Below are 21,890 nucleotides of genomic sequence, written 5' to 3'. Positions count from 1 at the left end.
ATCCGTCAACAGTTTCGGGGACCTAAGTCCCCGAAATGAAGAGGGGGCGACCCCAAAAAAGCCGGACAAGTGGGATGGTTAGAGTGAAAGTGGCTCGGTTACTTCTTCAGGAAGGTGGGCACATGAGTTCACGCGAACATAACAGTGTTGTTGTCGGAGTCGAGGGTTCGGACACTGCGTCCACAGCGCTCCGCGAGGCCGCGAAAATCGCCGCCCAGCGCGAATTGCGACTCGACATCATCCACGCTCTCGACTTCGCGCCTTACGGTTTCGGCGGACCGTACGTCGACGCGGGTGGGGTGTACGAATGGGTCGAAGAGGCCGGAAAAGCGATCTTGGCGGAGGCGGAACAGTTCGCCCGTGAGATCGATCCGAAACTCGAAGTTCACACCGAAATCGCCATCGGCAGCGCAACTCAGTGGCTGATCGAGAGTTCGGCACAAGCCAGGCGGGTAGTCGTCGGAGCGTCGGCGTCAGGCAAGGCGGCGACAGCAGTCCTCGGCAATACCGCGGTCGGTGTGGCCAGTCACGGCAAGTGTCCGGTCATCGTCGTTCGGGACCGCGATGGTGCGGTGCCCTCGGAAGGACCCGTAGTGGTCGGCGTCGACGGCAGCGCGTTGAGCGCCCAGGCCGTCGGTGCGGCTTTCGAGGAAGCGTCGTTCCGCGGAGTCGAGTTGGTGGCGTTGCACGTGTGGAGTGACCTCGGCAGTGCGGCATTCGAAGACCCGAGGGCCGCTGCGCTTGCCCCGCAGTCTCTCGAAGAGGAAGAGCACGCGGTACTCAGCGAGAGCTTGGCCGGATGGTCCGAGCAATACCCGGACGTGAAGGTCCGGCGCGAGGTATACCTCGACAACCCACGCGGACGGCTGTTGGACTGGTCGGCAAAAGCGCAGCTCGTCGTAGTCGGAAGCCGTGGTCGCGGTGGATTCCGCGGCATGTTGCTCGGCTCGACCAGCAACACCCTGATCGCTTCGGCCAAGTGCCCCGTCATGGTGGTTCGCCCCGAAGAATCCTGACCCTCGACAGGCTCTCCCACTACCCCGTTCATTTCGGTCATCGAATATGAACGGGGTAGTCACATGAATGCGGACTCAGGTTCCGTAGTGTTCGATGTGAGTAAGTGTTCGATGGGAGTACCACTGCTCGTGTGCGCGTCGCACACGGCAGCAATCGTCAGGATTGGGGTTACAACGTGCGTATCGGTATGGGTTTGAACTACAGCGGCGGGTTCGCCGAAACCGTCGAAGAGGTCGGTGACCTGGAGAAGGCGGGCCTCGACATCGCCTTCGTCCCGGAGGCGTATTCCTTCGACGCCGTCAGCCAGCTCGGTTACCTGGCGGCCAAGACGTCGACCATCGAACTCGCTTCGGGAATCTTTCAGATCTACACCCGTACCCCTTCGTTGACCGCCATGACGGCGGCTGGCCTGGACTTCGTCTCCAACGGTCGCTTCGTGATGGGACTGGGCGCTTCCGGACCGCAGGTGATCGAGGGGTTCCACGGCGTCAAGTACGACGCTCCGCTGGGACGCACACGTGAGGTCGTCGAGATCTGCCGTCAGGTATGGCGCCGCGAGAAGGTCGAGTACCAGGGCAAGTACTACCAGGTTCCCCTCCCCGCCGAGAAGGGCACCGGACTCGGAAAGCCGCTCAAGCTGATCAATCATCCTGTGCGTGAGCGCATCCCGATCCTGATCGCTTCGCTCGGACCCAAGAACGTCGAGCTGACGGCGGAGATCGCCGAAGGCTGGGAACCTATCTTCTTCCATCCGGAGAAGGCAGCAAGCGTGTGGGGTGAGCCGATCGCCAAGGGCAAGGCCAAGCGCGATCCGAGCCTCGGTGAGCTTCAGGTGTACGCGTCGCCGGCACTGGCCATCGGTGACGACGTCGACCACATGCTCGACTGGGTACGCCCGAGCCTTGCGCTCTACATCGGTGGCATGGGCGCCAAGGGCAAGAACTTCTACAACGACCTCGCGGTGCGCTACGGCTACGAAGAGGCCGCCGAGAAGATCCAGGATCTCTACCTCGCGGGCAAGAAGGACGAAGCCGCAGCAGCAGTGCCGGACGAACTGGTTCGCGCAGTGTCGTTGATCGGTCCCGAGAGCTACGTCAAGGAACGCGTCGCAGCCTTCGCCGAAGCCGGTGTCACGACGCTCAACGTCACGCCGTTGGCGGCCGACCGCAACGGCCGAGTGCAGCTGATCGAGAAGTTCCGCAAGATTTGTGACTGACCCTGCTGTGCGCCTTTATTAACCGCCCGCGGTTAACAAAGGCGCACAGCAGAGCGGGTGGTTCGGGATCTCCTGCGTACGAAACCCGATTTTGGGCGCTTGTTGACAGGACTTTTTTCACTTCTGACCGGTCGGGTTCTTCACCTAACGTGGATCGAGTAGCCAGGGTTTGCGTGCGAATCCGGCACCGGTGGCCTCGTTGACGCCCGAAAGGGATGTTGGCGGGGCCGTTGCCGCAGTCCACCCGAACACCCAATGTCCGATTTGGGACTCGCGTCGGCTGATGAATCCTTTTTGCCGTCATTGGGCAATAGTGTGAGGGCGAAGAGATTCTGTGGTCGATTGTGGAGGGACGAACATGAGTGCAACCAAACCCGTCGTCGTAGCGGTAGACGGTTCGGAATCGGCGTCGTCGGCTGTCGTCTGGGCGGCGAGGACCGCGGTGGCGCTCGGTCGACCGCTCCACATCGCGACGGTGGTGCACATCCCAGCCTTCTACTACTCCGAGCCTTACCTCGCCGAGAGCTTCAAGGACGAACTGCGGCGCACTGCCACCGCTCGTCTGGACAGCGCACAGATCCTCGCGCGGCAAAGCATCGACGACGACCTCGAGATCGTCACCGAACTACTCGACGGCAGCGTCTCCGATCGCCTGATCGAATTGTCCAAGGGCGCGTACATCATTGCGCTCGGCCCTCGCGGGCACGGCGAATTCACCGGATTGGTCGTCGGTTCTGCGACGGTCTCGGTTGTCTCGCACGGCGAATCTCCGGTTGCAGTTGTCCGAGGACGGACGCTCGACGGTCGACCGCCGACCGAGGGCCCCGTCGTCGTCGGTGTCGATGGATCCGAAAGCAGCATCGAGGCAGTCGAGCACGCTTTCGAGCAGGCCTCCGCGCGGGGCGCCACCTTGATTGCCGTCAACGTGTGGAGCGACGTGAGTGTGCAGCCCTCGTTGGGCGCCACCCCCGACGACCCACTGTGGAGCAGCATCCAGACGGGTGAGGAAGTTGTCCTCGCCGAGCAATTGGCGGGATTCACCGAGCGTTACCCGGACGTCGTCGTCGAAAGAGTCGTCGCGCGTGACCGTCCGGTCCGAGTCCTGAGCGAATACGCGGAGACGGCGCAGTTGATAGTCGTCGGCAGTCGCGGGCGCGGCGGATTCGCAGGAATGCTCCTCGGATCGACCAGTCGGGCGCTCCTGCACACCGCGGATTGCCCGGTTCTCATCGTCCGGCACGTCAACAAGTGAAGAGAATGCATTCCATGAGTTCTGAGTCCACCGTCTCCGGTACCGTTCGACGTGAGATGTCTTTTGGAGGGGTTCGATGACAACGCGGATATTCCTGGTCGACGATCACGAGATCGTCAGACGCGGATTGTTCGACCTACTCGGTGGGGTCGAGGACTTCGTGGTGGTGGGCGAGGCGGCGTCCGTGGGGGAAGCGCTGGCTGCGGTACCGCAGAGCAACGCCGACGTCGCTGTTCTGGACGTACGCCTGCCTGACGGCAACGGCGTCGAACTGTGCCGAGAACTCCGCTCGATGCTTCCCGACCTCCGCTGCCTGATGCTCACGTCGTACGCCGACGACGAGGCGTTGCTCGACGCGATCATGGCGGGCGCCTCGGGATTCGTCCTCAAGCAGATTCTCGGAACCGACTTGGTCGCTGCAGTCCGCACAGTCGGGCGCGGCGGTTCACTGCTCGACAGTCGTGCAACCGAGGCGCTGATGCAGCGGATCCGCAGCGACCGTACAGCAGATCCGTTGGCCGAACTTTCCGATCAGGAGCGAGCAGTCTTCGACCTCATCGGAGAAGGGCTCACCAACCGGGAGATCGGCGCGCGATTGTTCCTCGCAGAGAAGACGGTCAAGAACTACGTGACGCGTCTGCTCTCGAAGCTGGGCATGCAGCGTCGTACTCAGGCTGCGGTGCTGGCGACCGAAATCCGTAGCGGCAGTCGCTAGGATCTAACGACCGGATTTCGGTCGATTCGAGTTGGTGCGACCGAGCGGTACTCGCCAGAGCAGGCGTGCACCGCTCGGATCGTGATTGACGATCGTGCACGTACCGCCGCAATGTTCGGCGCGGCGCTCCAGATTGTGCAGTCCACTCTTGTGGAAGTCGGAGGGGAGTCCGACGCCGTCGTCCTCGATCGTGATCGCAAATTCGACGTCCGCGGTGACAGCGATGGTGATGTGGCGTGCGTGTGCATGCCGAAGGACGTTGCTCAACCCCTCACGCAGCACGGCTTCGGCGTGCTGGTGGATCCCGGGATTCACCAGAGTGTCGATGGCGCCGGAGAATTGGACGCTCGGGGTCACAGCGGACTGTGCGGTGGCGTCGCCGATGACATCGAGGAGGCGCCGGCGCAGGCTCGACGAATCGGTGGCTGTGGGAGTCTGCAGATCGAAGATGGTTGTCCGGATCTCGCGGACTGTCTTGTCGAGCTGTTCGAGGGATCGTTTGACAATCGCGCGCGCCGACTCCGGGAGGGTCTCGTCCGGAAGCGTGCTCTGCAGGCTCATTCCGCTCGCGAACAGTCGCTGGATGACGTTGTCGTGCAGGTCTCGTGCGATGCGGTCGCGGTCGGCGAGAACGGACAACAGGCGTTGCGCCTTTTGTTTCTCGTCGAACTCGATTGCAACGGAGCCGAGTTCGGCCATCGACTCGATCCGGGTCAGTTCGTCGTGATCCCAGTGCGTGTTGGTGGAATTCGACGCCACGATGACCGCGCCGACTACACCCGAGGCGACGCACATCGGTGCCACGACCGCACTCCCGGCCGACGGCACCAGTTCGGTGAGTGCGCCTAAAGTGGTGAGTACCTGTAGCTTTCGAGTGCTCCGCACCACGTCGAACGGATAAGTGGTCGCCGGGATTCTGACTCCACGTGACGTGGTCCGGGCGCTGGCCGCGGCGTGAACCTGTGCGTAGCCGTTCTCGCAGATCACCACGATCACGTCGTCGACGCCGGTCAGGTCCCGAACGCGACTGGCAAGAAGTTGCAGGCCGTCCTCGAGCGAGTCACCGGCCAGCAACCGCGAGCGGATGGCAGATGTTGCGGTGAGCCATCTTTCACGAGTTCGTGACTGCTCGAACAGTCGGGCGTTTTCCACAGCGATACCGGCTGCGATGGCGAGGGCTTCGAGAATGACCTCGTCTTCCTGGGTGAACTCGGCCTGTCCCCGTTTCTCGGTCAGGTAGATGCTTCCGAACACCTTTCCCCGCATCATGATCGGCGCTCCGAGGAAGCTCTCCATCGGTGGATGATTTGCGGGGAATCCCACCGATTCGGGATGGTCGCCGAGATGGGCCACACGCAAAGTCTGCGGGTGATTCATCAGAACACCCAGCACGCCATGACCTTCGGGGAAATGTCCCATGGTCGCGCGTTGGGACCCGGAGATTCCCTCGTACACGAATTCCGAGAGCCCGCCCCCCGGCGCCGCGACCCCCAGGGCGCCGTAGCGGCAATCCAGAACCGTTGTCGCAGAGGTGATGATCCGTTGAAGCGTCAGGTCGAGGTCCAGGCCGGAGCCGACCACCAGGACCGCCTCGAGCAGGCGGTGGAGTGTCGGTATGTCGGCATTGGAATCGCCCAGGCGGTCGAGCAACTCGCCGAACGTACGTGCCGGACTGTGACCCGAAGCTTCGACCATGGTCGAAGCATATCGCCTCACCGAACGTCAGCTCTCCTGGCGGCGACCTTCCCACCACGACGACCAGTGATGCTTGATCTCGTCGAACTCGTCATCGCTCAGGTCGTAGGTGGTCAGCAGGATGGACATGCCTCCGTCGGGCCGCTGCGCCGTCACCGACTGGGTGGCGACAGACAGCAGGCCAGGGCCGAGATCCTCGACTGTCAACCCGAATTGGTGGTCGGTGACGTAGTCGACTACGCCTTCGAAATAGTCGCCGGGAGCGATTGTCACCGCGTACCGACTTCCCGCTTCCAATTCGATTTCGGTGAACCCGAGGACGCTTGCCACGTTCTCACCGGGGAGCAGAAGGCCGTCGAGATAAATGGTTTTACGCTCGGCCAGTCCGTGGTGCTCCACTGCGAATCTGAGCAGCTGGAGGAATGTCGTCCAGCCCTCGGTGATGTCGTCGTACCAGTCGTCGTCGGCAGATTTGGCCGGCCGATCGATGCGGACGACCGTCTTGCCGTCCTGTTCGCGAAGTGAGAAACGGTCGCCGTTTCCGAGTTTCAGCGTCAACGCTTCGGGGTCGGCCTCAGCGGTGGAGTAGATCTGGGTGATTTCGTCGTCGAGTCCGTCGTACTCCCAGCCGAACCAACGTCGAATCAGCGACGGGTCGCGCAGCGCGGGCCAGAGTACGGACGGGGCTGCGACGACGGACACTTCGATCACGGTTTCGCTCACGCGGAAGACGCTACCGATTTCAGCCCTTCATGGCGACGGTCAGTAGAAATGCAACGTCTTCGAGCGCTTCGACGCTGTGCCGGTCGGCCGGGACGGTCAGGAAATCACCCGTGGATCCTTTCCACTGGTCGCTCCCACACACAAGATTCAGCTTCCCGCTCAGGACCAACAATGTGGCTTCGCCCGGACTGTCGTGTTCGGCGAGGCTCTTGCCGGCGCTCAGCGCGATCACCGTCTGTCGCAGGCTGCGCTGGTGGCCACCGTAGACGGTTTGTGAACTGCGACCGCTGGTCGCCGAGCCCGCCAGTTTCAACTGTTGGCGAGCGAGAGCGGTCAGTGACTTCTTGTCCATCGAAGACCTCTCGGAAGCGGTGAATGTCCTTCTTGGAGTATGACCGACTCACTCGCGAGGTGCCTCGTTATCGGCGGAAGTCGGTCAGCGCGTGTACTCCAACCAGCGGAAGCGCAGGCCGCTCTTCTCCGAGGTCTGCCAGGGCTCGTCGGATTTCAGGTTCCATTCGGGGCCGATCTCGGGAGCAAAAGCATCGCCGGCGATGTCGAGGTCGATCTCGGTCACCAGTAGATGCGTTGCGAATGGCAGTGCAGCCGAATAAATTTGCCCGCCACCGACGACGAAGACGTCACCGTCCGGCAACGCCAGGGCGTCGTCCAGCCTGTGGACTACCTCGGCGCCTTCGGCGTGCCATTGCGGATCGCGTGTGACGACGATGTTCCGACGCCCGCTGAACGGACGGAACTTCGATGGAATGGAGTCCCAGGTGCGCCGCCCCATGATTACCGGATGGCCCATGGTGACGCGTTTGAAGTAAGCCATGTCCTCGGACACGCGCCACGGGATCGAGTTGTCGGCGCCGATGACGCCGCCGTGGGCCTGCGCCCAGATGAGGGTGACTGTGCGATCGGTCATCGTCAGACCGCTACCGGGGCTTTGATCGCGGGGTGGTGCTGATAGTCGACGATCTCCACGTCCTCGAAGGTGTAGTCGAAGATGGAGTCGCGCTTGTTCAGCTTCAGGGTCGGCAACGGCAGCGGTTCGCGGCCGAGCTGCTCGGTCACCTGGTCGACGTGATTGTCGTAGATGTGGCAGTCGCCGCCGGTCCAGACGAACTCGCCGACGTCGAGTCCGGCCTGCTGGGCCATCATGTGGGTGAGCAGCGCGTAACTGGCGATGTTGAACGGAACGCCGAGGAACATGTCGGCGCTGCGCTGGTACAGCTGGCAGGAGAGCTTGCCGTCGGCGACGTAGAACTGGAAGAAAGCGTGGCACGGCGCCAGGGCCATCTGCGGAATGTCGGCGACGTTCCACGCCGAAACGATGATCCGCCGCGAATCGGGGTTGGAGCGCAGAGTCTCGACGGTCTGCGTGATCTGGTCGATGTGCTCGCCCGAAGGGGTGGGCCAGCTACGCCACTGGACGCCGTAGACGGGGCCGAGTTCACCGTTCTCGTCGGCCCACTCGTCCCAGATGGAGACGCCGTGCTCGTGCAGCCACGCCACGTTGGAGTCGCCGCGCAGGAACCACAGGAGTTCGTTGACTATCGACTTGAGGTGGACCTTCTTGGTGGTGACGAGCGGAAAGCCGTCGGCAAGATCGAAACGCATCTGGTGACCGAAGATGCTGCGGGTGCCGGTTCCGGTTCGATCGGATTTGGCGGTACCCGTCTCCATGACGAGCCGGAGGAGGTCTTCGTAAGCAGTGGAGACAGTCACGGGAATCAGTCTAGGGCCTGCCCTGCTGTGCGCCTTTATTAACCTCCGGCGGTTAATAAGGGCGCACGGCAATATAGCCTCGGCACATGCGCGAACTCTTGGTGATCGGTATCGGTGCTGGTGATCCCGACCAGGTGACGGTTCAGGCGATCAAGGCTATGAACAGGGCCGATACCTTCTTCATCATCGGAAAGGGTGACGAGAAGCAGGCCCTGGTCGACTTGCGCACCGGCATTCTCGACGAGCACGTTCACCTCGACTACAAGGTGGTCGAGATCACGGACCCGCCGCGGGACCGAACCCCCACCGATTACGAGGGGGTTGTCGAGGACTGGCACGAGCGTCGGGCCGCGAAATTCGAAGCGGAATTCGCGGCCGAACCTGGCGTCGGCGCGATTCTCGTCTGGGGTGACCCTTCCCTCTACGACAGCACTCTGCGGATCGTCGAGCGTGTGCTCGCTCGCGGGAGAGTTTCGTTCGACTACTCCGTCATCCCGGGAATCACCAGCGTGCAGTCGCTGGCTGCACAACACCGGATCGTCCTGAACCGAATCGGCGAACCCATCCACATCACGACCGGCCGCAAACTGGCCGAGGGATTGCCCGACGGCGTGGACAATGCCGTCGTGATGCTCGACGCGCATTGCACCTTCACTCAGGTAAGCGAAAACGACGCCGAGATCTGGTGGGGCGCGTACCTCGGGACCCCGGACGAGGAGTTGATTTCCGGCAAACTGCGTGACGTCGAAGATCAGATCGTCGCTCGCCGGGCGGAGTTGCGTGAGAAGCACGGTTGGATCATGGATACGTACCTCGTTCGGCGCTGACAACCGACCCTGAATTTGCCGCCTCGATCCTGCACTCTTGATCCCGAACGACGGTCTGCGCACCTATGATCTGCGCATGACATCGTTCGGGCAGGACCGACTGCAGTCGATTCTGCCCGCGCCGCGTGGCCGTGAAAAATCTGCTGTGAAGTCGGCTTTCGACCTTCTGGTTCAGTGGTATCGGCGTCCTGATCAATTCGACAGTTTCAATCGATACCTCGCCACGAAGGGCCTGGAGCTAGCTGTCCGATTGCTGGTCATCGGCTCGCTGACGACGGTCATCATTGCGATGACTCTGCTGCGCTTCAGCGACGCGGGCGTGCACAACCACGTCACCAGCGTCGTCAACGCCGTTATCATCGCCGTCACGATTGCGGTGATCGTGCTCTTCTGCCTTCTGCCCGAAATCACGCGTCGGTGGTCGTACTTCTTTGTCGCCTACTGCGAGGTCGGCGTATTCGTCGGTGTGTTCTTGAACAACGACCCTTTCATCGGGTTGATCCAGTGTGTGCTCTTCGTACTGATCGGTGGTTACATCGCGTACTTTCACAACGCGAGACTCCAGGCGGTTCACATCGCGCTGTCCATCGTGGTTCTGGCAGTGGTCGGCCGAAAGGTTGCGGTCTTCGCGGATCCTGCGTTGGCCACCGCACTGTGTCTGATCATCGCCACCGGGATCGTGGTCATTCCGTTCGCCTGCCAGTTCGTCCTCTCACTTCTCGGCTCCGACGCGGACAGTTCGGATGTGGATCCGTTGACAGGGCTTCTGAATCGGCGCGGGCTGCAGCGAGCTGTTGTCGAAATGGGGGCGACGGGGCATGCGTCGAGCAAGTCGTCGTATGTCGTCGCGATTGTCGATGTCGATTCGTTCAAGAGCGTCAACGACTCACAGGGGCACGAGGAAGGCGATCTCGTACTTCGCCAGATTGCTGATCGACTGCGGTGGTGCGGCGGCGAGAAGGCGCTCTTCGCCAGATTCGGTGGGGACGAGTTCGTGTTGGTAGACACGATAGACGTCGGCGCAGCGCCTGCGTTCGAAGACAATCTGCGAAGGCACTTGCGAATCGACGATCGTGATCCGGTAGTGACCACCAGCGTCGGAGTCGCGATCACCTCTGCCGAATGGTCGTCGATTATTTCCGACGAGGAGTTGACGGAACTGTTTCGAGTAGCCGATGCCTCGATGTACCGCGCGAAGGCCGCCGGCGGCGATCAGGTTGTGATGTGGGACGGCAAACAGTGAAAATTGTCTGATTGCGGGGAGTTGACTGGATTACCCTGACACTATGGAATCTGCCGAGAGTGTTGAGCGTTCGGACGCCGTGGCGTCTCGACGACCGCTCTCGGGTCCCGCGTTCCGGCTGATCTCTTCTCAACTTGTCGATTGGTATCGGCGTCCGGACCAATTCGACACCTTCAATCGCTATCTCGCGGACAAAGGGTTGACCGTCGCCTCGCGGTTTCTCGTCGTCTGCTCGTTGGTACTGGTCACCGTGATCATGTTCCTCACTCGCTTCAGTCCACAGGGACCGACCACTGCGCACGCGCGCTCCGCGAACGCAGCCATCATGGTCATAACCGTGATGATGGCCGTCGCCCTCTCGACGAGGCGCAATCTCTCCCGTTCCTGGTCTTACGCCTTTGTGCTCTACTCGGAAGTGGGAATAGCGGCCGCAATGCTGCTGTACTCCAATCCACTTGCAGCACTGGCACACGCCGTGATGTTCTCGGTGATCGGCGGATACATCGCGTTCTTCCACAATGCTCGAATACAGAGCCTTCACATGTTGTGGGTGTTCGTCGTGGTCATCGGCATCGTGACACGTACGGCCGTGGTCGAAAACGATGTGGATGTTCCGGTTCTGGTCGCGTTGGTAGTACTGGTCGGCGCGGCAATCTACGTGATTCCCTTTGCCTGTCAGTTCATTTTCTCGATCCTCGGCACCGACGCGTTGAACTCGCAATTGGACCCACTGACGGGACTGCTCAACAGGAGGGGACTGGCCGACGAAGTACGACTGTTGCTGGAGCGGTCGTACACGCACTCGGCGCTCTTGGTAGTCGCCGCCGTCGACATCAATCGATTCAAGGCCATCAACGACGAGTACGGACATACCGTCGGTGACGCCGTGATCGAAAAAGTCGGATCGAGACTGGTCGAATGCGCCGGCCCGGCGGCCTTGATCGCACGGATAGGCGGCGACGAGTTCGTCATCGTCGATTCGGTCGATCAACGCTCGTTCCATCGACTCGAACATGAGCTACTCCGTTCGACGATCACCTCGCCCGATCATCCCGAGGTGGCGATGAGCGTCGGAATCGCGAAGATCGCAGGGCCTTTCGAATCAGCGGATGATGCGCTGGTCGCCTACCCGACTCTGCTGCGGCGAGCGGATCGGGCGATGTACTCCGCGAAGGCACGCGGTGGGCATTCTGTGGTGCTGCAGACGGAAACGGACTGAGCGCGCTGTGAGTGTCCGTGGTCGGCGTTAGTCTGTTGCCATGCCTGAACTACCCGAGGTGGAAGCGCTGGCAGGGTTCCTTCGTCAGCACGCGGTCGGCGCAGTGGTGGGACGCGTCGACATCGCTGCATTGAGTGTGCTCAAGACCTTCGATCCGCCGATCACCGCTCTGCAGGGGCGTGACGTCACGGGCGCCGCCCGCTTCGGGAAGCATCTGGCTCTGGATTGCGACGGGTTGTGGTTGGTCACGCATCTCTCCCGTGCCGGCTGGATGCGCTGGCTGGACAATCCATCGGCGACGCCGCCGAAGCCGGGGAAGGGGCCGTTGGCGCTGCGCGTTCATTTCTTCACACCCGAAGGGTTGACGCCGGCATTCGATCTCACCGAAGCCGGCACCAAGAAACGCCTCGCCGTCTGGGTCGTGAACGATCCGCAGGAGGTTCCGGGCATCGCCCGGTTGGGGCCGGACGCGATGGCTGTGACCGAAGCCGAGTTCGCACAGATTCTGGGCGGAACGTCGGCGCGGATCAAGAACTCGATAGTCGAGCAGTCGTTGATCGCCGGTATCGGGAACGCCTACTCGGACGAGATCCTCCACACCGCGAAACTCTCGCCTTTCGCGACCTCGTCGCGGCTGACGCCGGATCAGATTTCGACGTTGTATGCCGTGATGCGATCTACGCTGGCCGACGCGATCGAGCGTTCGGAAGGTCAGGACGCGGCCCGGCTCAAAGGTGAGAAACGCTCGGGGATGCGAGTACATGCTCGTACTGGACTTCCGTGCCCGGTGTGCGGTGACGTCGTACGCGAAGTGTCGTTCGCGGAGCGCTCTTTTCAATACTGCGCGACGTGCCAGACCGGCGGTAAACCGTTGGCGGACAGGCGAATGTCGAAACTGCTCAAGTAGCGAACTGCGCTGCGAGTAGTTCGACGAACTCGCGGGCGAGCGCCGACGAATGGGTGGGTTCGGTGATTGCGTGGACGATCCGATGCGGCGCATCGGTGATCGGAATACAGACCAATTCGGGGTGCAGGGCGCTCATGGACTGGGGGAGCAAACCTACGCCCAGGCCGTTGGCGGTCAGTGAACAGATCAGGTCTACCGAGTTGGCTTCAAGGGTTTTTCCCCGAGGGACCTGTGATTCGGCGAAGGCTTGGTCGGTTTGGACACGGGCCTCGCTGCCGGAGGCGAAGTCCACGAGAGTGTGATCGCGTAGGTCTTCGAGCCTGATCGACGAAGCCTGGGCAAAGGGATGGTCGGGAGCAACGAACGCTGCGGTGGGTTCACTCCACAGCGGTGCGGCGGCAAAGCTCTTGGGTAGGCGACCTGCGGCCAATCCGACAATGCCGACGTCGATTGCACCGGACCGGACTCCCTCGATAACTACTTCACTGCCGTACGGTCGCGCGGTGATGTTGATTGCAGGGTGGCGCCGTGTCAGATCTGCCAGGGCGCGTCCGACGTCGACGCGCCCCGCCGAGGTGATGGTGCCGACCGTCAACCGCACTTGCTCGTTGCTCCGTGCCGAGACATCACTGACGAGTCTCGACACGGCGCCGAGTACCTCGCGGGAGCGGGCGACAAAAACCTCGCCTGCAGCAGTCAGGCCGACGTTTCGGCTGTTCCGGTTGAACAATTCGACTCCCAGTTCCTTTTCGAGGTCTCTGATCTGGGCACTCAAGGCGGACTGGGAAACGTGCAACCGCGACGCTGCTCGGCTGAAGTGTCTGTCTTCCGCGACTGCCAGGGCGTAGCGGATGTGACGTAGTTCCATTGCACCAATCTATCGTTTCTGGAGATAGATCATGCATATCTATCTATTGGACGCGCGTCGGTGTAGGCGGTCATGCTTGACGACATGATTTCAAGCGACGCGCGTCCGAGGCTCGGACTACCGATAGTGCTGCTGATGGCTGCGGCGACGGGCCTGTGCGCGGGCGGTAACTATTTCAACCAGCCACTCCTCGATTCCATCGCAGATCACCTGAATGTGTCGGCCTCCGCAGCGGCCGCGACGGTGACCATCGCGCAGGTCGCGTATGCACTCGGATTGATACTTCTGGTTCCGGTGGGCGACATGGTGGACCGACGCAAGCTGACGGTAGGGCTCATGCTGCTGGCGGCGACCGGTCAAGCGGTCAGCGGATTTGCGCCCAACTTTGCCACGCTGGCAGTGGGAATCGCTGTCGCTGGCGTCTTTTCGGTCGCCGCCCAGGTGCTGATTCCGTTTGCCGCCTCGCTGGCCGAACCTGAGAGGTCCGGTCAGGTGGTCGGCACGATCATGAGTGGACTGCTGATCGGAATCCTGCTGGCGCGCAGCGTTGCCGGCGTCCTCTCCGGATTGGGGGGTTGGTCGACGGTATACAAGGTTGCGGCGGTGCTGATGGTGGTGATGGCCGTGGCATTGTGGCGATCTCTGCCTTCCGATTCCGCAGATCGCCCGAAGGCAAGCTACCGCGCAACGCTCGCTTCGGTAGGGAAGTTGGCTGCGACCTTGCCGCGCCTGAGAACCCGATCGGCCATGGGCGGACTGGCTTTTGCTGCTGTCAGCACCGTCTTCACGACGATGGCCTTTCTTCTGTCCGGCGAATTCGGCTACAGCGACACTCAAATCGGCTTGGTCGGACTACTCGGTGTGGCGGGAGCTTTGATGGCGACGGTGGCGGGCAGACTGGCCGATCGGGGATTGGGTCAGCTGGCGACCGGCGGCGCCATCGCGATTCTCTTGGTGTCGTGGCTTCCCTTTGTCGCCGGTGCCACCCACGTGGTGTGGTTTCTCGTTGCCATCGTCCTTGCCGACCTCGCGCTGCAGGGAGTGCACGTCAGCAACCAGAACGTGATCTACGCCCTTGTCCCCGAAGCACGTTCGCGTGTGAATTCCGTGTACATGACCACCTACTTCGTCGGTGCTGCCGTGGGCTCGGCGGTGGGGTCAGTGGTGTGGAAGTCGTACGGCTGGAACGGAGTATGCATCGCCGGGTTGGTCTTCTCCGTTGCAACGGCGATGGTGTGGGTGCATGATCGCCGACTGGAGACGGCTGAACTGCGAATCCCGGAATCCCCTGTTGCAGTGGGGTAGGCACCCACACCTTCTCGGCTCCAGCACCTTTCAGATTTCGGCACCGTCCACCAGGATCTTGCCGACGCGTTCGGGATAGAACGACACGTGGTCGTCGATCCCGGACGCTTCGGCGGTAGTGAACGGATAGAACCACGCCAGATCCTCGATCGGAGCGAGTTCGGTTGTGCCGGTGAACGACAGATACGACGCAGTGCCCTTGTAGGGGCAGGCCGTGGTGGTCGGGGACGGCGCAAAGTACTCGCTGCGAACGTCGATTCTCGGAATGTAGTACCGCGTGGGCAGTCCGGTTTCGAAGAGCAGTCTGGGTCGTCTCGTCTCGGCGACCAGTACGTCGCCGACAAAAACCTGGACGTGGCAGGACGAGGGGAGTGCGTCGATACGTACGTATGGATCGCGGGCGTGGACAAAGACCTGTTGATCCTCCTCGTACCAGGCGTCCATGCGATCCCAATAGAATGCGACGTACTCACTCAGATCCAGGGAACCGTCGAACTGTTCAGGGTAGGTCCAGACGGCGTCCTCGGCCCGGCGATCCCCGATCTCGATCGTCCAGTAGGTGGCGTCACCTTTCCATGGGCAATGGGTGGTCGTCGACGTCGGGACGAGGAATTCGGTACGAACGTCCGCGAGGGGGATGTAGTACATCGGCAGGCGGCCGCGTTCGAAAAGGTATACCGAACGAGTGGTGTCTGCGACGGCGTGACCAGCGAAGAAGGCTCGAATTCGGCGGGGGTTCGGCTCCAGTGCGATCCGCCCGTTGGAAGCTTTGATCTGTGTGTCTTCTGCGTGAGTCAGTGCTGTGGACATTCGCGAATGCTCCTGAGATCGGCAGGGTGGTCCTTCCCATCCTGCGCCCGGCAGCAGTTATTTGACAGGTTGGAGTCGAAATACGCGGATCTGGCGCCCGAATGCTCGATCGGCGTAGGTTTCGTACGGCGGCCACGTGGTGGTCGCGAGCTCCCACAGCTTCTTACGCGTGGCGCCCTCCGCCAGACTCGCACCGACCGGTATTTCGACGCCCTTCACTGTCACGATTGCGGTGGGGTTTGCCATCAAATTGAGTGTCCATGCTGGATGCGTATCCTGCCCCCAGTTCGAACCGACGACGACAAACGCATCGCCGTCGGGTGCGTACAGGAGTGGCGTGGTTCGAGAACGGCCGGTCTTACGGCCCGTCGTGGTGAGCAGTAGCTGAGTCACGGTGTTCTCTCCGACCAGCGAGAGCTTGCCTCCCGACACTCTCTGCACTGCTCGATCGAGCGGAACCAGATCCTTGCCGAGATCCGAGAACCATTGTGTATGGCCGACATTGCGCATCAATGACCGGTAGATATTGCGCATCGGACCCCTCGCATTCTCGGCACTGTTTCGAGGCTGGTGCACCTCGACTCGAAAGAGTCTGCCACGTCTGGTCACAGATACCTGAGTCCCAAGGTCCCGAAAGGAATGAAGCGGTCAGCCGAATTCGGTTTTGGTGGAGTAGAATTGGGGCATACCGCCGAAACCGTTCGTTTGTGCGCGTTGGACGGTCGTTGGAAGATCAACCCTCCGAGGTCAAGACATCAGGCTCTAGCCACTCGACGCCGAGCAGTTCGGACAGCGACCGCAGACCGGATCGATCACCACCTTTCAGACCTGTGACCGAATTGAGATTGCGCAACATGACCGTGGCGACGTCCTCTTCCTTGGTGCCCACGCCGAAGGGTATGACCCACGGGCACGTCTGGTAGTCGCGATGCGACCGACCGAACGTCTGTTCTGCCGCGATCCCTGAGTAGCGCGGTTGATGAAAGATTCCCGTCCGTGGCAACGGGGACGCGTGAGTGCCGTCCGGGAGTGCTTCGTTGGCATGGAGCGAGATCGAGGTCGTGACATTGAAGACGATGACCGGTGCGTCCCCGCGTTGAAACCGCAGACGTTGACCCTCCTTGTCCGGCACCGCGCCGAACAGTTTTGCCACCGAGATCCCGGCGTCTTCGATCATCTCGACCAGTGGATCACCTGCCGTGGAGACGAATTCGACGGCCACCAACACCTGCTTGCCTGCCTTGACCTGCGCCTGCGCCCACTGGGCCGTCGACTCGGCGCGGATCATGCCCGCTTTCTGTCGGTAGCGCAGAACCAGCGCACGGCCGCGCGCGATGTTGCGACTCTTGCGGGCCAATCCCATTTCGTAGGCGTACTCGGCCCACTCCGTCTCGTACTCGGCGCGCTGGGCATGGGTGAGGTCGATCGGCATACCGTCGAGCGGAACAGGTCCCCACGGAGTCGGTCGATGAATCATCAAGGGCGGTTTGCTGTTCGACATCCACCCACGCACGGTCTCGAGCGCGCGAGATTGCAGCGTAGGTGATTCCTTCGCCTCTGCGCTCCACGTCCACTTCCCGTAGGACTTGTCCAGCGGAAGGCCGGACTCGACCAGCCTGGCGCCCAGGTCGGACCAGTACTCCGAAGGTTCTGAATGCAGCTGCGCGAAAAGCGGTGCCAGGTAACGCTGGTCGGCCGGCGTGTGTCCCGGTGTTGCCGTCACGGACAGGACGAACGGCGCTTGCTCGTGAGCATTCGAAAAGCGCGCGACCTTCTCGAATGCCGCCGTGCGCTGTGTGTCGTTGCTGTACAGCTGGGCCTCGTCGGCAATCACCACACCGAACGTGTACTTGGGGCGGCCGTTTCGCGCGATCAGCTTCTTCAATTGGTCAGGCGACATGATCAACCAGCGGAATCCACCGTCGCCCACCGAGGCGATGGAATAGCGCCAATGCGGAATGGTGATCTGTGCGGGTCGATCGACGAGGACGAGGATGTTGGTTTCGCCACGCTCCTCGGCAATCGTCTTGGCAGACATCACTGCGATCAGCGTCTTACCCAGGCCTGCATTGTCTGCCAACAGAAATCCGCGTTTGCCGGCGCGAGCGGCATCGACGACGGCTGCAGCCCCCGAAACCTGCTCGGGCCGAGGAATTTTGGGTGCAGCAACGGGACGTTCACCGGTGCTGTCATTGATGTCGTCCTCTACCCACTGCTGATAAGAGAAGGGGAGTGCCTTGAATGGAGCGAGTTCTACGGGTAACTCCGTACCGACCCACGCGTAGCTCTTCCATTTCTTGACGAATTGCGCACCAGGCGCCGGCGTCCGAAAGGGAACGTCGAGGAGCCAGACTCTCTCACCAGGGCCGGCAGTCGGCACATCCGGCATCGTCGCGCGTGAGCTCTTCTTTGCGACAGTCTTCTTCGGGGCGGTCTTTCTGGTCGTGTTCCTCTTGGGTGCAGCCTTCTTCGGTGCAGCCTTCTGCGGTGCAGCCTTCTTTGCGGCAGCCTTGCGTGCCGTGGTTGCTTTGCGTGGTGGCATCAGGCGGTTTCTGCTGTGAGGAATTCACGCAGCGTGAGCGCAGGCCGGCCGACAAGGTCCTCCACGGTGCCCGTGATCAGCGCCAATTCACCCTGCGCGATTGCGGTGTACGTCGACACCCATGCGTCGAGTTCCCAAGCGGGTGCGTTGTACGACGCCCGCGATTCGTAAGCTTCCTCGAGCGTTTCCTCGACGTACGTGGTTCGCTTGCCGGTGACTTCGGTGATGATGCTCGCGGCCTCGGAGAGCGTCAGTGCCTCCCGTCCGGTCAGGTTGTACGTCTGTCCGACATGAGAATCCAGATCCTGCAGAACCGACACAGCGACGGCAGCAATGTCGGAGCGCGCTACCGCGCCGACGAGACCGTCCCCTGCGGGTCCGCGGATCACACCGTCTTCACCGGCGAGAGCGGGTAGGAAATCGAGGTAGAAGCTGTCGCGCAGGAAGGTGAATGCGAGCCCGGAAGCGCGGATATGTTCTTCGGTGACCCAGTGATCGCGAGCGAGCGTGAACGTCGCGTCCGGAGCAGCGCCGAGGAAAGACGTGTACACGATGTGCCTGACCCCGGCCTCCGCTGCGGCGTCGATGAAGGTGCGGTGCTGATCCAGGCGATCTGCGCTTTCGGCCGCCGAGACCATGAAGAGGGTGTCGATTCCGGCCAGAGCCGCGAGAGCGCGCTCCTGATCCCCGTACGTGGTCTCGGCCGAATCGGCACCGGGGAGCTGCGGTAATCGGTTGACCGACCGTGCGATCAGCCGCTGCGGGACACCGGCGTCGGCCAACGACCGGGCCACCAGTCCGCCGATATGACCGGTCGCGCCGGTGACGGCGATCCTCGCAGACCGTGAATCTACGGACATGGTGCCCCTCCTTCGGTCGGTGTGCATCCCATCTTGCCGGAACCCACTCCCACGTCAGGTCACGACGCGACGATTACACCGCGAGCCACCGACAGAGCGTCGGACAAAGCTGTCCTGGTGTTGTCGTCGAGGGACAGCAGGGGCCGGCGGGGAAGGCCGGCGTCGACGCCGAGAGATTCCAACCCGGCTTTGACCGTCGACGGCAGTCCGCGACTGACGAGGACCTTCAGTAGCGGCTCGATCTGTTCGAACACAGCGGCGGCACCCGACCGATCACCGGATTCGAGTAGACGCCAGAAGTGCACCACCTGTTCGGGGGCCAGACACGGGGCTGCCGTGCACCATCCGCTTGCACCGGCAGAGAAAGATTGCAGTGCAAGAGGATTGCTGCCGTTGAAGAAGGGGATCGTGCCACCGCTCAGTTCGTTGATGCGGTTCATCCGGGTGATGTCGCCGGTGGATTCCTTGATCATCGTGATGCCGTCGACGGTGGAGACGAGATCGACGAGAAACTCCGGCGACATGTCGATCCCGGTGGTGGCCGGATTGTTGTAGATCATCGTGGGAATGTCGACGGAATCGGCCACCGCGGTGACGTGTTCACGAATCTCCTGCTCACCCAGATGCCAGTACGACGTGGGGAGGATCATCATTGCGTCGGCTCCGGCGTCTGCCGCGATCGATGCTCGGCGGAGTGCTCCCGCCGTCGTCAGATCCGACACTCCGACGACGGTGGGGACTCGGCGGTCGACGTAGTCGACAGTCTCCCGAGCGACCGTCTCCCACTCTGCATCGTCGAGATAGGCGCTCTCGCCGGTACTGCCGAGTGGGGCTATCGCGTCGACACCACTGCTGATCATGCTGTCGAGGAGCGTGTGTAGCGGCTTGGGGTCGAATGCTCCGGTGTCCCGGTCGAACGGGGTGATGGGATAGGCGACGATTCCCTTGATGGTGCTGCTCATGAGGCTCTCAGTTCTGTTGGTGGGAAACAAAAGTCAGTTGGTCAGTGTGTCGGGATGATTGCGGAGAGCGCGACGGGCGTAGTAAGCGAAGTTCGCCTCGCTGCGCCGAGGAGTCAGTGTCCAATCGTGTGCCTCCTTCGCCAGGCGAGGCGGTAGCGGCTTGATGTCTCCGGCAGCCATCGCCAGCAACTGCAGTCTGGCCGCTCGCTCGATCAGATGCCCGAGAGAGCATGCCTCTTCGACCGTGTTGCCGACGACGAGTTGGCCGTGGTGGGCGAGCAGAATTGCCCGCTTGTCGCCGAGTGCAGCCGAAATGATCTCGCCCTCCTCGTTTCCCACGGGAACCCCGGGCCAGTCGGCGAGAAATGCGCAGTCGTCGTAGAGCGGCGCGATGTCCATTTGGGAGACGACGAGGGGAATCTCGAGCATCGACAGCGCCGTCGCATGTAGCGGGTGTGTGTGGACGATGCAGTTGACGTCGGGTCGTGCGCGGTAGATCCAACTGTGGAACCTGTTGGCGGGGTTCGGCATGCCTTCCCCGTCGAGGACTTCGAGATCCTCGTTGACGAGCAGGAGGTTGTCCTCGGTGATCTCGTCGAACCCGAGGCCGAGTCGCTGTGTGACAAACGTTCCTGGCTGCTCACCGCGGGCGGAGATCTGTCCGGCAAGGCCGGAGTCGTGGCCGGCGTCCGACAGTGCCCGGCAGGTCAGTGCGATCTTCTGTCGAAGAGTCCAACTACCTGTCGCTACTTCGGTGAGCATCTTCGTCTCGGCGGTGGCCATGAGTTCCTGCTTGCTCGCATGCATCGTGTCGGTCATAGGGTGTGCCTTTCTCGGGACCCGGGAATCAATGACATTCAGTCACCTATAAGACACAAAGTGTCATATAGGACGGAAATGTGCAACCTTCGATTCCTGCATCGCTGATCGCCGCAGGTCAATGTATTGGTAGGGTGATGACACAAAGTCTCGTGAGGGGAACCGAATGGCAGCGTTTTTGCGAACACATCGGCGTCGCGCTGGTCTGACGCTCGAGGGCCTGGCCGAGCAGACCGGTCTGACGAAGAGCTATCTCTCCAAGGTCGAGCGGGGTATCAGTACCCCGTCGATCGCGGTGGCACTCAAGATTGCGCGTGTGCTCGACGCCGATGTGGGGCAACTGTTCTCGGACAGTATGGAGGGAAATGCCATGACGATCGTGCGCGCGAAGGACCGCGTGATCGACCCGGCCAACTCCGTGCAGTCTTCCGTCTACGATCCGATCGCGCCCTCACTGGTCGGAAAGGCCATGCAGCCGTTCGTGGTTCATCCGGCCTCGGTGATGGGTCCCAAGTTCATGGACCACACGGGAGAGGAGTTCGTGTTCGTGCATTCCGGATCCGTAGAATTCGAAATCCCCGGGCAGACGATGCACCTCGACGCCGGCGACAGCTTGTACTTCGACGCGAATACGCCGCACCGGATGCGGTCGGTGTCGGCGGATCGTGCGGTGGTGCTGGTTGTCGTCTACGACAAGCCTTCGGCTGGATCACCCAGCGGTGACTCGCTGGAAACGCACTGCGGGGTGGGCAGATGACGCTGGGGATCGACACGACACTGACGCTTCTCGCTGCCGGTCTGATCTTCCTTCTCTCCCTGTGCCTGGGAATCTGGAAATACCGACAGATGGCCACTTCGGACAATCACCTCGCCCATCCGTATGTCGACATCGCACACCGCGCTGCCCTGATGTACTCGTTTGCGACGCTGCTGATCGCGGTGTTCGTCGAACTCAGTGCGTGGCCGACGTGGATCAACCTGACCAGTGCCGCAGTGGTCGTGTTCTTCTTTCTCGCAGCGATATTCAGCTACATCGCTCACGGTGCGATGAAGGACACCGACAATCAGTTCGAGTCCGCCGGTCCGCCCCTGCACCTCGGGATGTTTCTGCTGATCGTCGGTGAGGTGGGCGGATTTGCCGTCCTACTCGCAGGTTTCGTGAAAGGTCAGTTCTTCTGA

The 21,890-nt window shown here is 61.7% G+C and carries 23 protein-coding genes; 11 read left to right on the top strand and 12 right to left on the bottom strand.

Annotation, left to right across the window (positions count from 1 at the left end; translation table 11 throughout):
• Window positions 1–122 precede the first annotated feature (122 nt).
• The 4 genes from RHP72_RS21650 to RHP72_RS21635 all read left to right on the top strand — a co-directional run bounded on the left by RHP72_RS21650 (window position 123) and on the right by RHP72_RS21635 (window position 4,200).
• Window positions 123–1,016 (top strand): universal stress protein, encoded by an 894-nt coding sequence (locus tag RHP72_RS21650; protein WP_007727672.1) that lies wholly within the window; start codon window positions 123–125, stop codon window positions 1,014–1,016.
• A 176-nt stretch (window positions 1,017–1,192) separates the two neighbouring features.
• Window positions 1,193–2,233, top strand: a complete 1,041-nt coding sequence (locus RHP72_RS21645; protein WP_007727670.1) for an LLM class F420-dependent oxidoreductase — start codon at window positions 1,193–1,195, stop codon at window positions 2,231–2,233.
• Between the two features lie 358 nt (window positions 2,234–2,591).
• Window positions 2,592–3,485 (top strand): universal stress protein, encoded by an 894-nt coding sequence (locus RHP72_RS21640; protein WP_003946389.1) that lies wholly within the window; start codon window positions 2,592–2,594, stop codon window positions 3,483–3,485.
• 76 nt (window positions 3,486–3,561) lie between these two features.
• On the top strand, window positions 3,562–4,200 hold the full coding sequence (locus tag RHP72_RS21635; protein WP_003946380.1) for a response regulator transcription factor: 639 nt from the start codon (window positions 3,562–3,564) through the stop codon (window positions 4,198–4,200).
• Between the two features lie 3 nt (window positions 4,201–4,203).
• Here RHP72_RS21635 and RHP72_RS21630 read toward each other — a convergent pair whose 3' ends face one another.
• From RHP72_RS21630 to RHP72_RS21610, 5 genes are all read right to left on the bottom strand, one after another.
• Entirely contained in the window at window positions 4,204–5,895 is a 1,692-nt protein-coding gene (locus RHP72_RS21630; protein ID WP_042921348.1) for a GAF domain-containing protein, read from the bottom strand.
• A 27-nt stretch (window positions 5,896–5,922) separates the two neighbouring features.
• Complete coding sequence (locus RHP72_RS21625) at window positions 5,923–6,618, bottom strand: hypothetical protein (protein WP_065351258.1); 696 nt, start codon at window positions 6,616–6,618, stop codon at window positions 5,923–5,925.
• A gap of 19 nt (window positions 6,619–6,637) precedes the next feature.
• On the bottom strand, window positions 6,638–6,970 hold the full coding sequence (locus tag RHP72_RS21620) for a cupin domain-containing protein (protein ID WP_003946336.1): 333 nt from the start codon (window positions 6,968–6,970) through the stop codon (window positions 6,638–6,640).
• A gap of 84 nt (window positions 6,971–7,054) precedes the next feature.
• A complete protein-coding gene (locus tag RHP72_RS21615; RefSeq protein WP_047272583.1) occupies window positions 7,055–7,546 on the bottom strand; it encodes a dihydrofolate reductase in 492 nt (163 codons plus the stop codon).
• 2 nt (window positions 7,547–7,548) lie between these two features.
• Window positions 7,549–8,349: a thymidylate synthase gene (locus tag RHP72_RS21610; RefSeq protein ID WP_003946427.1), complete on the bottom strand. Its 801-nt coding sequence runs from the start codon at window positions 8,347–8,349 to the stop codon at window positions 7,549–7,551.
• 86 nt (window positions 8,350–8,435) lie between these two features.
• Here RHP72_RS21610 and cobF point away from each other — a divergent pair, with 86 nt between their 5' ends.
• The 4 genes from cobF to RHP72_RS21590 all read left to right on the top strand — a co-directional run bounded on the left by cobF (window position 8,436) and on the right by RHP72_RS21590 (window position 12,545).
• Window positions 8,436–9,176 (top strand): precorrin-6A synthase (deacetylating), encoded by a 741-nt coding sequence (cobF, locus tag RHP72_RS21605; RefSeq protein ID WP_042921340.1) that lies wholly within the window; start codon window positions 8,436–8,438, stop codon window positions 9,174–9,176.
• Between the two features lie 76 nt (window positions 9,177–9,252).
• Window positions 9,253–10,419: a GGDEF domain-containing protein gene (locus tag RHP72_RS21600; RefSeq protein ID WP_232329900.1), complete on the top strand. Its 1,167-nt coding sequence runs from the start codon at window positions 9,253–9,255 to the stop codon at window positions 10,417–10,419.
• A 43-nt stretch (window positions 10,420–10,462) separates the two neighbouring features.
• A complete protein-coding gene (locus RHP72_RS21595) occupies window positions 10,463–11,638 on the top strand; it encodes a diguanylate cyclase (protein ID WP_081558246.1) in 1,176 nt (391 codons plus the stop codon).
• A gap of 40 nt (window positions 11,639–11,678) precedes the next feature.
• Window positions 11,679–12,545 (top strand): Fpg/Nei family DNA glycosylase, encoded by an 867-nt coding sequence (locus RHP72_RS21590; RefSeq protein WP_007727653.1) that lies wholly within the window; start codon window positions 11,679–11,681, stop codon window positions 12,543–12,545.
• Here the strand turns inward: RHP72_RS21590 and RHP72_RS21585 are convergent.
• Window positions 12,538–13,413, bottom strand: coding sequence for a LysR family transcriptional regulator (locus tag RHP72_RS21585; protein WP_007727651.1), 876 nt, complete (start codon window positions 13,411–13,413; stop codon window positions 12,538–12,540). The two genes, RHP72_RS21590 and RHP72_RS21585, sit on opposite strands and share 8 nt — an antisense overlap.
• 72 nt (window positions 13,414–13,485) lie before the next feature.
• On the opposite strand from RHP72_RS21585, the gene RHP72_RS21580 reads away from it, so the two are divergent.
• The gene (locus RHP72_RS21580; RefSeq protein WP_042921334.1) at window positions 13,486–14,718 is read left to right on the top strand and encodes an MFS transporter; all 1,233 of its coding nucleotides are present in this window, start codon (window positions 13,486–13,488) and stop codon (window positions 14,716–14,718) included.
• 30 nt (window positions 14,719–14,748) lie between these two features.
• Here the strand turns inward: RHP72_RS21580 and RHP72_RS21575 are convergent, their stop codons facing one another.
• The 6 genes from RHP72_RS21575 to RHP72_RS21550 form a co-directional block, all read right to left on the bottom strand.
• Window positions 14,749–15,528, bottom strand: coding sequence for a DUF427 domain-containing protein (locus RHP72_RS21575; protein ID WP_311093795.1), 780 nt, complete (start codon window positions 15,526–15,528; stop codon window positions 14,749–14,751).
• Window positions 15,529–15,585: 57 nt separating this feature from the next.
• Window positions 15,586–16,062 (bottom strand): nitroreductase/quinone reductase family protein, encoded by a 477-nt coding sequence (locus RHP72_RS21570; protein WP_003946395.1) that lies wholly within the window; start codon window positions 16,060–16,062, stop codon window positions 15,586–15,588.
• 199 nt (window positions 16,063–16,261) lie between these two features.
• Entirely contained in the window at window positions 16,262–18,070 is a 1,809-nt protein-coding gene (locus tag RHP72_RS21565) for a DEAD/DEAH box helicase family protein (protein ID WP_311093794.1), read from the bottom strand.
• Window positions 18,070–18,930, bottom strand: a complete 861-nt coding sequence (locus RHP72_RS21560) for an SDR family oxidoreductase (protein ID WP_003946390.1) — start codon at window positions 18,928–18,930, stop codon at window positions 18,070–18,072. Before RHP72_RS21560 ends, RHP72_RS21565 begins: the two co-directional genes overlap by 1 nt.
• A 59-nt stretch (window positions 18,931–18,989) precedes the next feature.
• Window positions 18,990–19,892, bottom strand: coding sequence for a dihydrodipicolinate synthase family protein (locus RHP72_RS21555; RefSeq protein WP_064687551.1), 903 nt, complete (start codon window positions 19,890–19,892; stop codon window positions 18,990–18,992).
• A gap of 33 nt (window positions 19,893–19,925) precedes the next feature.
• A complete protein-coding gene (locus RHP72_RS21550; RefSeq protein ID WP_063315946.1) occupies window positions 19,926–20,711 on the bottom strand; it encodes an aldolase in 786 nt (261 codons plus the stop codon).
• Between the two features lie 166 nt (window positions 20,712–20,877).
• On the opposite strand from RHP72_RS21550, the gene RHP72_RS21545 reads away from it, so the two are divergent.
• Both RHP72_RS21545 and RHP72_RS21540 read left to right on the top strand, forming a co-directional pair.
• Window positions 20,878–21,468, top strand: coding sequence for a helix-turn-helix domain-containing protein (locus RHP72_RS21545; RefSeq protein ID WP_003946400.1), 591 nt, complete (start codon window positions 20,878–20,880; stop codon window positions 21,466–21,468).
• A complete protein-coding gene (locus RHP72_RS21540) occupies window positions 21,465–21,890 on the top strand; it encodes a hypothetical protein (protein WP_311093793.1) in 426 nt (141 codons plus the stop codon). Before RHP72_RS21545 ends, RHP72_RS21540 begins: the two co-directional genes overlap by 4 nt.

It is taken from the genome of Rhodococcus sp. SG20037 (assembly GCF_031763325.1).
Lineage (GTDB): Bacteria > Actinomycetota > Actinomycetes > Mycobacteriales > Mycobacteriaceae > Rhodococcus_F > Rhodococcus_F qingshengii.
Note: the sequence above shows the minus strand (reverse complement) of the source record. Positions and strands in the feature narration are given on the sequence as shown.

Excerpts from the sequence above, each read along its gene's own strand:
- RHP72_RS21640 (WP_003946389.1), top strand. The coding sequence starts at position 2,592 with ATGAGTGCAACCAAACCCGTCGTCGTAGCGGTAGACGGTTCGGAATCG.
- RHP72_RS21560 (WP_003946390.1), bottom strand. The coding sequence starts at position 18,930 with ATGTCCGTAGATTCACGGTCTGCGAGGATCGCCGTCACCGGCGCGACC.
- RHP72_RS21550 (WP_063315946.1), bottom strand. The coding sequence starts at position 20,711 with ATGACCGACACGATGCATGCGAGCAAGCAGGAACTCATGGCCACCGCC.
- RHP72_RS21630 (WP_042921348.1), bottom strand. The coding sequence starts at position 5,895 with ATGGTCGAAGCTTCGGGTCACAGTCCGGCACGTACGTTCGGCGAGTTG.
- RHP72_RS21595 (WP_081558246.1), top strand. The coding sequence starts at position 10,463 with ATGGAATCTGCCGAGAGTGTTGAGCGTTCGGACGCCGTGGCGTCTCGA.
- cobF (WP_042921340.1), top strand. The coding sequence starts at position 8,436 with ATGCGCGAACTCTTGGTGATCGGTATCGGTGCTGGTGATCCCGACCAG.
- RHP72_RS21570 (WP_003946395.1), bottom strand. The coding sequence starts at position 16,062 with ATGCGCAATATCTACCGGTCATTGATGCGCAATGTCGGCCATACACAA.
- RHP72_RS21615 (WP_047272583.1), bottom strand. The coding sequence starts at position 7,546 with ATGACCGATCGCACAGTCACCCTCATCTGGGCGCAGGCCCACGGCGGC.
- RHP72_RS21540 (WP_311093793.1), top strand. The coding sequence starts at position 21,465 with ATGACGCTGGGGATCGACACGACACTGACGCTTCTCGCTGCCGGTCTG.
- RHP72_RS21555 (WP_064687551.1), bottom strand. The coding sequence starts at position 19,892 with ATGAGCAGCACCATCAAGGGAATCGTCGCCTATCCCATCACCCCGTTC.
- RHP72_RS21580 (WP_042921334.1), top strand. The coding sequence starts at position 13,486 with ATGCTTGACGACATGATTTCAAGCGACGCGCGTCCGAGGCTCGGACTA.
- RHP72_RS21590 (WP_007727653.1), top strand. The coding sequence starts at position 11,679 with ATGCCTGAACTACCCGAGGTGGAAGCGCTGGCAGGGTTCCTTCGTCAG.
- RHP72_RS21575 (WP_311093795.1), bottom strand. The coding sequence starts at position 15,528 with ATGTCCACAGCACTGACTCACGCAGAAGACACACAGATCAAAGCTTCC.
- RHP72_RS21585 (WP_007727651.1), bottom strand. The coding sequence starts at position 13,413 with ATGGAACTACGTCACATCCGCTACGCCCTGGCAGTCGCGGAAGACAGA.
- RHP72_RS21620 (WP_003946336.1), bottom strand. The coding sequence starts at position 6,970 with ATGGACAAGAAGTCACTGACCGCTCTCGCTCGCCAACAGTTGAAACTG.
- RHP72_RS21635 (WP_003946380.1), top strand. The coding sequence starts at position 3,562 with ATGACAACGCGGATATTCCTGGTCGACGATCACGAGATCGTCAGACGC.
- RHP72_RS21565 (WP_311093794.1), bottom strand. The coding sequence starts at position 18,070 with ATGCCACCACGCAAAGCAACCACGGCACGCAAGGCTGCCGCAAAGAAG.
- RHP72_RS21600 (WP_232329900.1), top strand. The coding sequence starts at position 9,253 with ATGACATCGTTCGGGCAGGACCGACTGCAGTCGATTCTGCCCGCGCCG.
- RHP72_RS21650 (WP_007727672.1), top strand. The coding sequence starts at position 123 with ATGAGTTCACGCGAACATAACAGTGTTGTTGTCGGAGTCGAGGGTTCG.
- RHP72_RS21545 (WP_003946400.1), top strand. The coding sequence starts at position 20,878 with ATGGCAGCGTTTTTGCGAACACATCGGCGTCGCGCTGGTCTGACGCTC.